We start from the raw sequence: 11,250 nt of genomic DNA, 5'->3' as shown, positions 1-11,250 counted from the left end.
CAGAGCGGCGGTGACCTGTCGTGCCGGCTTGACAATTTCCACTGTTGGGGGTTGATCTGGGATGACCGTCACCCGATTGACGCGCGGGTTCGAATCCACCTGACCGGCCTCGTTTTTCAACCGTATGACAAACTGTCCATCTCGAATCAAGGGAATTTTCACGGTAAAAGTGCGTCCGTCGGACTCCACATTGCCGACGATCGGCTTTCCGTCAAGAACGACTTCTCCCCCGGAGATGGGTGCAGACGCGAAAATCTTCAACGTGGCTTCGCTGTACTGTGGCCCCCGCAGGTCGGGAACCCGTTGCCGAAATGTTTCGCTGGGGCGACCCAGGTAGGCGGGAAAATCCAGCGTGACCTCGACCTCCGTGATCGCCGGGATTTGGGTCACACCCAGTCGATAAATCGCAGATTGACTGTCTCCTATCTCCACGCGATACTTCACCGGTTTGAGCACCGTCGGCACTGTGAACGTGTACTCCGACAGGTCCTTGCTGGGCGTCATGGGAAAGCGTTCCTCGGGTTTTCCCTCTTCAGCGACAAGCAGATAAGCGTCATACGTTTTTTTCTCCGGCAATTCGACGCGGGCTGTTACAGTCACACTTGAGCCTATCAGCACATCCGTGTTGCCGGGCTCCACCGAGAGGATTTTCACCCTGCCCACACTGGGGACGAACTGCCAGGGTTGTATCAAGCGAGAGGCGGCAGAACTCCAATTGGGCAGCACCATTCCACAGAGGATGCTGATCAAAATGAGCGTGACGAGGATGCCGCTCCATTCCAGCAGGTCTCGGGATGTGTGCATTGCAAAGCGGAAGCGGTCCCAACGGGATTGTCGTTCCGCCGCCTCTTCAAAGCGGATTCCCGCCGCCTGGGCCGCCGCATCGTTTACAGCCGCCAGACAGAACGCCGGATTGGCCTGCCGGGAATCGTTGAGCAATTGAAGGAGATTGATCAGGGCACTCTGCAACTCGGGGAACTCAGCCTCGATGCGCCGAGCAGTGGCTTCCAGGCTGCGCTGGCTGCGAATAACCCGCCGCACAATCCACACGAGAATTCCAAGGGTGAAGGCTAGCCAAACAAGAAATGCCGCCGCCAGAAGAACCTGAGAAAAATGGAAAAGGGCATCCGCGAGCATGAACAAGAGGAACACGCCCAGGGAGAGCGATGCCCCCATCACACAACTGGTAAGAAGCGTGTAAAACCACCATCGCTGGCGTGTGGCGTCGAGCCGCCGGATTACGCCTTCCGCAGCAGGGGACATCATGACCACACCTCTTCTCTGTTTACCCGACGAGTTTTCCGCCGCCCCCCATTTCCCCCTTTCATTGTTACCCACCCCCAGGGGGAGAGTCAATTCGATTGGGAGTTTGACTCATCCCCATTTTCCCTGCCGACGGGGATGCGGACCTCCATAGGGGTTCGCGTGGGAGCGATATTCACCCCAGAGGGACGTGCGTGTCACGTCTCCTTTCTCCGGAGGGACCTGCTTGTCAGGTCCGTGGCCTGGATCAACGTTCGATGATCCGTACGGATTCACCGGACACGACAAGCGTGCGGGTACGATAAGCGTGTCCCTCCGAAGGATTTCTCCGAGAAAGCCGCTTATCAGCTCACATCCAACATTTGGCGAATCCATTTCACCGGCCGAGTTCCACCTATCTCTTTCAATTGCTGGTTAAAACGGTAGGGGTCATTCACGAATTGCCCCGAGAACATATTCTGCCCGCGGCACGTCGTAGGTTTTACCAAAGCGGGAATGGGTCGGGATTGGGTGTGCTTTCCCGGTTCGATGGCGAGGTCTTCGGTCTTAGCGCCGAGCATCGCATCTCGTTGGCCTCCCCAGAGTCCTGAAAGCTGTTACGGCCCCGCGGAAAAGGGCAAGGGCCTTCCCCAAAACGGTACGCCCTCTCTGACATTGGCATGCTGTGGTTCGCCAAGACACCCTATCCCAGAGCTTTGAACCATACCGACCATATAGCGACAAGCCGCCGGCGGTGCTACGCTATAAGCTTGTTCGGTCTTCTGCGCCAAGCTTTCCACGTTCCATCGAGGAGGAGTGCACCATGGCGAAACAGTCACGATTTTGGACTCCCAACGTATTCGTGGCGATCTGTGTTTTGGTTCTGACCACGCGATCTGTCAACGCTGAAGAACCTCAAAAAATTCTCCTTTGGCCGGAAGGCGCTCCCCTCGCTAAAGGTGACCGACCGGAAGACAAACCGGGCCTGATCGTGTATCTTCCCCCCGCAGAAAGAGCTGTGGGAACGGGTGTGGTCGTATGTCCGGGTGGGGGCTATGGGGCGCTAGCCATGGACCACGAAGGACACCAAATCGCCCAGTGGTTCAACAGCTTTGGCGTGGCCGCCTTCATACTTGATTATCGCCATCGCAACAAAGGATACATGCATCCAGCTCCGATGCTGGATGTCCAGCGAGCCATCAGGCTGGTCCGTGCCCGAGCCGATCAATTCGGCGTGAAACCCGATCGGATTGGCGTGATGGGATTTTCTGCGGGCGGACATCTGGCGTCCACAGCCGCCACCCATTTTGATGCGGGTGCGCCCGACGCTCCGGATCCTATCGACCGGGTGAGTTGCCGACCGGATTTCGCGATTCTCTGTTATGCCGTGATCGCGTTTGATGAACCCTTCACCCATCGCGGGTCGATGCGCAATCTGCTGGGTGACAATCCCGACCCCGAACTGGTGAAGAGCCTTTCCAATGAAAAACAGGTCACCCCGCAAACGCCGCCCACCTTTCTTTTCCACACCAACGAGGACACCGGTGTACCACCAGAAAACAGTGTCGCGTTTTATATGGCGCTGCGAAAAGCAGGCGTCCCGGCAGAGCTGCACATTTTCGAAAAAGGTCGGCACGGTCTCGGTCTGGCCGCCGGCGTCCCGGGAACCGAATTATGGCCGGAGTGTCTTAAGGCCTGGCTGAAAGTCCGCGGACTGCTGGATTGACGAGAGGACAGCGGCCGAAACCCGAGTGTGCGTGTTCCTCAAAAAGGATCGTTTGGAAAGGCCGAGCCGATGGGCCAATCCCTGATTTTGGGACTGGGGGAAGTTTTGTGGGATTGCTTTCCCGACGAGGAGCGTCCGGGAGGCGCTCCCGCTAATTTCTCCTACCACGCCGCACAACTGGGCTACCAGGGGGGCGTCCTTTCCCGCGTTGGGATGGACGAGCGCGGTGAAAAGCTCGTCCGCTGGCTTGCCGAAAAAGGGGTGAGGACGGATTGGATCCAGCGCGATCCTGACCATCCCACGGGTACGGTAACCGTGGATGTGTCTCGACCAGACCATCCCCAGTTTATCATCCACGAAAATGTTGCCTGGGATTTCATGGAAGCAAGCCCCGAGTGGCGAGCCGCTGTAGGATCGGCAGTCGCCGTGTGCTTCGGGACTCTCGCCCAGCGGAACCCGCATTCCCGAGAAACGATCCAGGGGCTTCTTGCGGGGGAAAGATCCAAGCGGCTCATTGTGTACGACATTAACTTACGCCAGAAGTTTTACAGTCGCGAAATCGTCGAGAACTCGTTGCGCCTCGCCAGCCTGGTCAAGCTGAACGAGGAAGAAGCCCACGTCCTCCACCATCTCCTGGAATTTCCGGGAACGACAGAGTTGGCCTGGTGCCAGTACCTCTTGGAACATTTCGGCGTCGAGGGAGTTTGTGTGACGCGGGGTGCCCGCGGATGTCTGGTCGTAGATCAAACGGGTTGGGCGGCAGCACCTGGCATCGAGGTGAGGGTCGCGGACACCGTTGGGGCTGGAGATGCATTCACCGCCGGCTGGGTCGCCGCGCGACTTCGGGGATGGGACGTCGCGAAGCAAGCCCACTTTGCCAACGCAACTGGAGCGCTTGTGGCGTCCCTTCCTGGGGCTATGCCCCCTGTTGGTGAAGAATACCGCCAGTTGCTGGAGCAGTTCGGGGACAAAGGTTAGTTTGCGCCAACACGGCATGTTGCCCATCGGCAGGTGAACCTGCAGTACGCGGTTACGTGCAGTCGAATGGATTGGGGAAACTGGACAACATACTGGGTGCTTTCAGAATGGGCGATCCGCCTGGTGATGCTCCCGGTCATTGTCCTGCGCAAAGAACGCCCTTCCACTTGCTTGGCGTGGTTGACCCTCGTGTTCTTCGCCCCGTGGTTGGGGGCGATTCTTTATCTGGTCGTGGGAGAAACACGATTAGGTCGAAAGCGGCTACAACTGCGGAAAAGTCAGTGGCTGAGCCTAGAAAGTCTGAACGCTCCACGCGTGGGATCTCGGCTTGTCACTTCCGACAATTCCTCATTCGTTCCTTTGCAGCCGCTTGACGAGGACGAAGACATACAGCAACAGTCTGCGGAATTGGAAGGATCCCAAACTGTTTCTCATCAGGGACTGAGCTACCAGGGAGAAGAGTTACTCCCCAGTCCTCTCCGATCTTTGGCCAACCTCGCTGTCCAGCTCACGGGTTTCCCGGCTACGCCCGATCACGAGATTTCGTACCTCTCCGACTCGCTTTTGACAGTTGACAGGTTAATTGCGGAGATCGATTCAGCGACAGACCACGTCCACCTGCTTTACTATATTTTTCGCGATGATGTGGTGGGCCGACGTGTGGCCGAGGCGCTGACCCGGGCGCGACAGCGAGGGGTGGCCTGCCGCGTTCTGGTGGACGCCGTAGGCTCCCGGCATATGCTAAGGACGCTGGCCCCGGCCATGCGACGTAACGGCATCGATGTGAGGGCGGCACTTCCCGTGCGGATTTACCGCATTCCTTTTTCTCGGATTGATCTTCGCAACCACCGGAAGATTGCCATCGTGGATGGCCGGGTGGCTTACGTGGGCTCGCAAAACATTGTGGAACCACGCTACGGCCATCGAAAGGCAGGGCCATGGTACGATGTGACCGCGCGAATTGTTGGCCCCGCTGTCCACCATCTGCAACTTTTGTTTCTGGAAGACTGGTTCTATGAGTCCGGAGAGTGGCTCGACGAACCCCGGTTTTTTCCACCGATCAGCGGAGGTGGCAACACCATCCTGCAAATACTTCCCAGCGGCCCGGACCTTCCTACGGAACGCTTTCAGGATCTTTTGGTAAAAGCGATCTTTCTTGCTGAACGAGAAATTATCCTCACCTCGCCATATTTTGTACCGGACGAACCTCTTTCACTAGCCCTGCGATTGGCGGCATTGCGGGGAATCAACGTGCAGCTCGTTTTGCCTCGGCGTTCGGATCATCCCATCGTCGATGCCGCCAGTGAATTTCACTGGCGGCGGCTCCGCGAGTTTGGAGTGCATGTTTACTTCTTTCCGGACGGCCTTCTCCACGCGAAGACGCTCACCATCGACAACCAAGTCGCCCTCTTCGGATCTGCCAATTACGACATTCGGTCGTTCCACCTGAATTTTGAGGTCAACCTGCTCATTTACACGCCGGAAGCGGTTGAGGAGCTCCGCGAATTGCAAAAACGGTATATCGAAAGATCCAAAAAAGCGTCGGCGGAAGATTTGGCCTCGCCCGGTTGGGCGCGGAATCTCGCCATCCATATGGCGAAGTTACTGAGTCCTTTGCTCTGACGGCGCGCAGAGCACCCGTCTCCGGAGGTTAAAAAGCAAATTGAGTCAAGGATGCTTGAGGGGAGGGAATCGAGAAGTCCGTTGGAAAGATCCGGGAATGACGGAAAAGCGCATAAAAAAATTGGTAGCGTGAGGTTCACAGCCCTATAGGCGACGGCCAACCGCTCCATGTCCCCCGAGCGGAGCTCGGGGTGGCTGAAATCCTTAGAAAGGAGGTGATCCAGCCGCAGGTTCCCCTACGGCTACCTTGTTACGACTTAGTCCCAATCGCGGAGTCCATCTTCGGCGCCTGCCTCCCTTTCGGGTTAGCCCGGCGACTTCGGATGTCCCCCACTTTCGTGGCTTGACGGGCGGTGTGTACAAGGCTCAGGAACACATTCACCGCGGCATGCTGATCCGCGATTACTAGCGATTCCGGCTTCATGCAGGCGGGTTGCAGCCTGCAATCTGAACTGGGGCGCGCTTTTTGGGATTTGCTCCCCCTCGCGGGTTTGCTTCCCTTTGTACGCGCCATTGTAGGACGTGTGCAGCCCCGGTCATAAAGGCCATGAGGACTTGACGTCATCCCCACCTTCCTCCGGTTTAACACCGGCAGTCTCGCTAGAGTGCCCGGCATGACCCGCTGGCAACTAGCGACAGGGGTTTCGCTCGTTAAGGGACTTAACCCGACATCTCACGACACGAGCTGACGACAGCCATGCAGCACCTGTGCACGTTCCACCTCAGAGAGGCGTGGCCCCGCTTTCACGGGGTTAATCCGTGCATGTCAAGACCGGGATAAGGTTTTTCGCGTAGCCTCGAATTAAGCCACATCCTCCACCGCTTGTGTGAGCCCCCGTCAATTCCTTTGAGTTTCAGCCTTGCGACCATACTCCCCAGGCGGAGCACTTAACGGTTTCCCTACGACCAAGAAACCATGGAGAGTTCCTCGGTCTAGTGCTCATCGTTTAGGGCTAGGACTACCGGGGTATCTAATCCCGTTCGCTCCCCTAGCTTTCGTGCCTCAGTGTCAGTATCAGCCCAGAAGACCGTCTTCACCACCGGCGTTCTTGCCAATATCTACGGATTTCACCCCTACACTGACAATTCCATCTTCCTGACCTGACCTCAAGCCGATTAGTTTCAACCGCACTCCCACAGTTGAGCCGTGGAATTTCACAATTGACTTTATCGGCCACCTACGCACCCTTTACGCCCAGTAATTCCGAGTAACGTTCGGACGGTCCGTCTTACCGCGGCTGCTGGCACGGACTTAGCCCGTCCTTCCTCTGGGGATAGGTCAAGCCGGCCCTGAGGACCGACATTTCCTCCCCCCTGACAGCGGTTTACAACCAAACGGCCTTCGTCCCGCACGCGGCGTCGCTCGGTCAGGCTTGCGCCCATTGCCGAAGATTCTCGACTGCAGCCACCCGTAGGTGTCTGGGCAGTGTCTCAGTCCCAGTGAGCGGGGACATGCTCTCACACCCCGTACCCGTCGTAGCCTTGGTGAGCCGTTACCCCACCAACTAGCTGATAGGACATGGGCCCCTCCTCGGGCGGACTCGCACCTTTGGTCGCAAACCCGAAGGCTTGCGACGTTATCTGGTATTACCCGCAGTTTCCCGCGGCTATCCCAGTCCCAAGGGCAGGTTACCCATGCATTACTCTCCCTTTCGCCGCTCGAGCACCCTTGCGGGCCTCGTCGCACGACTTGCATGCCTAATCCACGCCGCCAACGTTCACTCTGAGCCAGGATCAAACCCTTCACTTAATTGTTTGCTTAGTCCTCCCGCGTTATCCGCGTTCGGACATGGCTAGCAATAAGGAAAGGCTTGATCACTTGCTGCTCCAGGTCGCCCAGAGCAGCTCTGAAAGCTTTCGGCTGAACCGTCGCTTTCAGGGGCTGTGAACCTCACGCTACCAAATTGTCAAAGATCATGGCTCAGATCCGCCCACCGCGTTTTCGCGTCGGGCATTTTTTATTGTACCCCTCGCCAATCTATCGTCAACCGGGGTATTGATCTTTTATATCTTGTCGCCCCCTCGATCGTTCGACTCAATCCTAACCTGTTCTCGCGGCCTGATCAAGGGGGGGTTCACCCCAACCGCTTGGTGACGTTCCCGTTTTTGGTCAGGGCATTTCTTATTCTTATCCCAGACCGTTTCGTCTGGCAAGCCCCCGGGCCATTTGGCTTCCAAATTTTTTCCTCGCCACTTTCTTGGGACCTCCTAGGGGCCCGTCGCTCATCATAGAATATGGGGTGTCGGCCCGAATCGGTCAAGGGAGCCCCCAAACCTTCGAAAAACCAAAATCGGGAGGCGATGCCATGGCTTTTCTCTCTTTTACGCCTGGTCGCTGGTTCGGAGGTGGTACCCATTTAGGGGTAGTTTGCATTCTGCTCGCTGTGGCTTCCTGCGGACTGATCCCTTGCCCAACTTTGGCCCAAAACGTCCCATCCTCGCAGGCCCAGATTACCGCCTCTGGATCCCGGGTCTCGGAAGGGTTCTTCGAGTATTCTCGCACAAGCTGGACGCTCATCGGCCCAAGAGGTTTTGTTCGCTTCGGATCGCCCTCACCCACGGTAAGTCCGTTTGCTTCTTTCGGCGATCCAGATACTGGGCTTGGCATGGGGGTTAGGGCCGGCGGTATCCAGAGCCAATTTTTTGGGCAGTGGAGCCAGGGATACCGACGATCCTTCACGGGGCAGGCGCTGCAGATCACGCTCCCGGATGGCTCCTGGGGGACCGTGGCCGATCAAGCTTATACCCCCTTCGTGATCGGTTTCTTTCCTGTGGTTGGCGATTATGCAGGGTACTCAGCAATCGGTCCTGGACTGCCGGTTCTGGCGGCTCCATTTCCACCCCTCGTAACTCCCGGAATACTTCCTCCGCCCGCCGGAATCTCCGAAAAAGCCGTAGCGGCACCCAAACCCCGTGAAAAGAATTCAACTCCACATGAAAACGAAGCCCAGTCCCAAGCTGGCCCGCCGGACCAGATATCCTCTCTGCAGGACAAGAACGGGCTGGTGCTATCCGGAAAAGATGCAAAACCATCAAGCACCCAAGCTTCTTCCGGGGAAGTTTCAGCCTCAGCAGAACGGGTTGTGTACGGCGTGGACGAGGCCCGCCGGCGACGCGAGCAGGAACTGGCCCGCGAAAACGACATCGCCCAATCGTACCTCAGCCGGGCTGAGACCGCCTTGCAAAGCGGAAAGCCCGAAATCGCAAAGACATATCTGAGACTTGCCCAGCAGCATGCCTCGGGATCGCTTCGGGACCACATCCTAAACAAACTCCAAGCGCTGGAACAAACTGGCAAGCAGTGAGATTGGGACGTATCCTCATCCGAGGGGATAAGGCATTTGTTGTGCGGTGGCCGCGATCATGCTGGCAAGCTTCACCGCGAGTGGGCCTTCCTAGTATCACCGAATTGACGGTTGCATGTTGCGGGCGCTTCCACACAAGGTACCAACAGTAAGCCGTGGTGAATCGTCCAGAACAAAGTGAACAGGTCTTTATCGAGCGCATTCGGGCAAAAGACCCGGTAGCGTGGGAACAGCTTATCGCCACATACGAGGGACGACTGTTGGCGTTTCTCGAACCTCGCGTGGCAGATCGGGCCGCGGCTGAAGATCTAGTCCAGGAGACATTCACCGGGTTTCTCAGAAGCCTGCCGCACTTTGATGAATCACGCTCCCTTGAAAAGTGGTTGTTCGCTATCGCAGCAAACAAGTTGAAAGACCATTTGCGGCGGGAGAGACATGTGCAATCGCTCGTGGTTTCCAATGATGAACAGGAAGCTCCACAGATTCCTGTAGTGGCCGGAGCCCGCGGGCCCAGTACCATCCTCGACAGCCGGGAACGTCGCATCAAAAGAGAGGCTTTGCTGTTGAGTATTCTTGCCGAAGAGGTGGAGCGAATTCGCAGGGATGAAGGGTGGACAAAGCTTGCCTGCCTGGAGCTTTTATTTGTGGGGGGATATCGCAACAAGGAGGTGGCAGAACTGTTGGGCATATCGGAACAACAAGTGGCTAATTGGAAACATGATTTTCAGTCCCGCCTTAAGCGGCATCTTGATGCAGCCAAAGAAAACGGCATTACATTTTGAGGGCGTTAATTCGCGGCGCGTCACGACCATTGTGAGGATTTTCTCATATCTTTGAAGGCATCACGAAACGGGTCATCGTCCGAGTTAACCGGAGATCGAAATGGGCAGCGAAAAAGCGGAAATTCGCCCGGAGGAACTGGAGGCCTTTCTTGACGAGGCGCTGCCCGCCCCTCGTATGCGCGAAATTGAAGAAGCCCTCCGCCGGGACAGAAATTTGGCTGAACAATTGCGTGCGATTATTCAGCGGCGCGATTTGGGGTTGGTTTCAATCGCAGAGGTTTGGCGGCGTCAGCGTTTGAGTTGCCCCAGTCGGGATACGCTCGGGGCCTACCTCCTGGGCGCCTTACCGCCGGATGAGGCACGATTTGTGCGAATACATTTGGAGCGGATTGGTTGCCGCTATTGTTTGGCTAATCTGGCAGATTTACAGTCGCGCATGGAGGCAACGCAGGAACAGAAAGAGGCGGCACAACGTCGTTGCCAGCGGTATTTTCGTTCCAGCCTTCATCACCTCACCCATTCTGCAGAACCATGAGCCATAATTAAGAGACAGCACTGAACGACTCGTTCTTTATGTTTCCTTACTGACTTGGCGAAAACGGCTTCATGGTTCCTCCAGCAACATCCCCGGAATGGTTGACTCCTTTGTTCCTGGCCGGGAAAGAGGCGGATGTGACCGCCCTGTTTGGCCGGTTGGGCATGGCCGCCCTCTTGGGGTTCTTGGTGGGGATGCAACGGGAGCATAGTGAGTGGGGCATGCCCGGCTTACGGACTTTCCCTCTTATCACACTCTGCGGAAGCGTCTTCGCATTGTTGGGGCTGTCTTTTGGTGGCTGGCTGCCCGCTGCAGCCCTGGTGTGCCTGGTTGGTTTGCTCTTCTTTCCCCATTACCTGAGGATCCGGCGAGCCGATCCTGACCCGGGCCTGACGACAAGTGTAGCCGTCATCCTGATGTACGGCGTGGGCGCCCTGTTGGTGCTGACCCGCATTGAAGTTGGCGTTGTCCTTGGGGGCGCTGTGGCAGTTCTGCTTCAGTTCAAACCGGAGATTCACCGGTTCGCAGAAAAGCTCGGCGACGAGGATTTGCGGGCAATCATGCAGTTTGTGTTGATCACCTGTATCATTCTGCCGGTTCTGCCTACACGCCCCATTGACCCACTCGGAGTGGTAAGCCTGTTTAATGTGTGGTTGATGGTGGTCCTGATTGTGGGGATCAGCTTAGGAGGCTACATCGCATACAAGTTTCTTGGAACACGGGCGGGTGTTTACCTAGCGGGCATTCTGGGAGGCGCTGTCTCCAGCACGGCCACCACGATCAGCGCGGCCCGGCAGGCAGGCAGTGATCGCGCTCAACAGAACGCCGCGGCGGTGGTCATTCTGCTCGCTTCCACCGTGATGATCGGCCGGATTTTTGTGGAAATGGCCGTCGTTAATCCCGCGATGCTGAAAACCTCCGTGATACCGCTGAGCATTTTGGCCGTCGCGACATACCTGCCGGCAAACTTCCTGCGTTTACCGCAGGACCGGGACGGAACCCGGCTTATCGCCGAGCATCAGAACCCGACGCAGCTTCGCTCGGCCATCTACTTCGCCG

9 protein-coding genes and 1 rRNA gene are annotated in these 11,250 nt (G+C 57.0%); 7 read left to right on the top strand and 3 right to left on the bottom strand.

The annotated features are described in order from the left end of the window. Together ABJK56_RS10070 and ABJK56_RS10065 are read right to left on the bottom strand one after the other, a co-directional pair. Positions 1-1,266, bottom strand: a 1,266-nt coding sequence (locus ABJK56_RS10070) for a hypothetical protein (RefSeq protein WP_347244539.1), incomplete at its 3' end; no start/stop codon positions are given. 341 nt (positions 1,267-1,607) lie between these two features. Continuing rightward, positions 1,608-1,823 carry a hypothetical protein gene (locus tag ABJK56_RS10065; RefSeq protein WP_347244538.1) on the bottom strand — a complete coding sequence of 72 codons (216 nt, stop codon included), beginning with the start codon at positions 1,821-1,823 and terminating at the stop codon, positions 1,608-1,610. 242 nt (positions 1,824-2,065) lie between these two features. On the opposite strand from ABJK56_RS10065, the gene ABJK56_RS10060 reads away from it, so the two are divergent. The 3 genes from ABJK56_RS10060 (at position 2,066) to cls (ending at position 5,569) form a co-directional block, all read left to right on the top strand. Next, positions 2,066-2,968: an alpha/beta hydrolase gene (locus ABJK56_RS10060; RefSeq protein ID WP_347244537.1), complete on the top strand. Its 903-nt coding sequence runs from the start codon at positions 2,066-2,068 to the stop codon at positions 2,966-2,968. Positions 2,969-3,037: 69 nt separating this feature from the next. Further along, complete coding sequence (locus tag ABJK56_RS10055; protein ID WP_347244536.1) at positions 3,038-3,946, top strand: carbohydrate kinase; 909 nt, start codon at positions 3,038-3,040, stop codon at positions 3,944-3,946. Positions 3,947-4,012: 66 nt separating this feature from the next. After that, positions 4,013-5,569, top strand: coding sequence for a cardiolipin synthase (gene cls, locus ABJK56_RS10050; protein WP_347244535.1), 1,557 nt, complete (start codon positions 4,013-4,015; stop codon positions 5,567-5,569). A 208-nt stretch (positions 5,570-5,777) separates the two neighbouring features. Here the strand turns inward: cls and ABJK56_RS10045 are convergent. Continuing rightward, positions 5,778-7,319, bottom strand: a 16S ribosomal RNA gene (locus ABJK56_RS10045). A 556-nt stretch (positions 7,320-7,875) separates the two neighbouring features. Here ABJK56_RS10045 and ABJK56_RS10040 point away from each other — a divergent pair. The 4 genes from ABJK56_RS10040 to ABJK56_RS10025 form a co-directional block, all read left to right on the top strand. Next, positions 7,876-8,874: a DUF4398 domain-containing protein gene (locus ABJK56_RS10040; RefSeq protein ID WP_347244534.1), complete on the top strand. Its 999-nt coding sequence runs from the start codon at positions 7,876-7,878 to the stop codon at positions 8,872-8,874. Positions 8,875-9,032: 158 nt separating this feature from the next. After that, positions 9,033-9,656: a sigma-70 family RNA polymerase sigma factor gene (locus tag ABJK56_RS10035; protein ID WP_347244533.1), complete on the top strand. Its 624-nt coding sequence runs from the start codon at positions 9,033-9,035 to the stop codon at positions 9,654-9,656. A 100-nt stretch (positions 9,657-9,756) separates the two neighbouring features. Further along, positions 9,757-10,191, top strand: coding sequence for a hypothetical protein (locus ABJK56_RS10030; RefSeq protein WP_347244532.1), 435 nt, complete (start codon positions 9,757-9,759; stop codon positions 10,189-10,191). Positions 10,192-10,262: 71 nt separating this feature from the next. Beyond that, a partial coding sequence (locus ABJK56_RS10025) for a DUF4010 domain-containing protein (RefSeq protein WP_347244531.1) occupies positions 10,263-11,250 on the top strand: 988 nt, incomplete at its 3' end.

This window comes from Thermogutta sp., from assembly GCF_039793925.1.
Lineage (GTDB): Bacteria > Planctomycetota > Planctomycetia > Pirellulales > Thermoguttaceae > Thermogutta.
The sequence above is the reverse complement of the archived record's forward strand: the minus strand, read 5'-3'. Positions and strand labels throughout refer to the sequence as shown.

Bases quoted from the DNA above. Each gene is read 5' to 3' on its own strand.
- ABJK56_RS10065 (WP_347244538.1), bottom strand. From the start codon at position 1,823: ATGCTCGGCGCTAAGACCGAAGACCTCGCCATCGAACCGGGAAAGCAC.
- ABJK56_RS10060 (WP_347244537.1), top strand. From the start codon at position 2,066: ATGGCGAAACAGTCACGATTTTGGACTCCCAACGTATTCGTGGCGATC.
- ABJK56_RS10055 (WP_347244536.1), top strand. From the start codon at position 3,038: ATGGGCCAATCCCTGATTTTGGGACTGGGGGAAGTTTTGTGGGATTGC.
- cls (WP_347244535.1), top strand. From the start codon at position 4,013: ATGGATTGGGGAAACTGGACAACATACTGGGTGCTTTCAGAATGGGCG.
- ABJK56_RS10040 (WP_347244534.1), top strand. From the start codon at position 7,876: ATGGCTTTTCTCTCTTTTACGCCTGGTCGCTGGTTCGGAGGTGGTACC.
- ABJK56_RS10030 (WP_347244532.1), top strand. From the start codon at position 9,757: ATGGGCAGCGAAAAAGCGGAAATTCGCCCGGAGGAACTGGAGGCCTTT.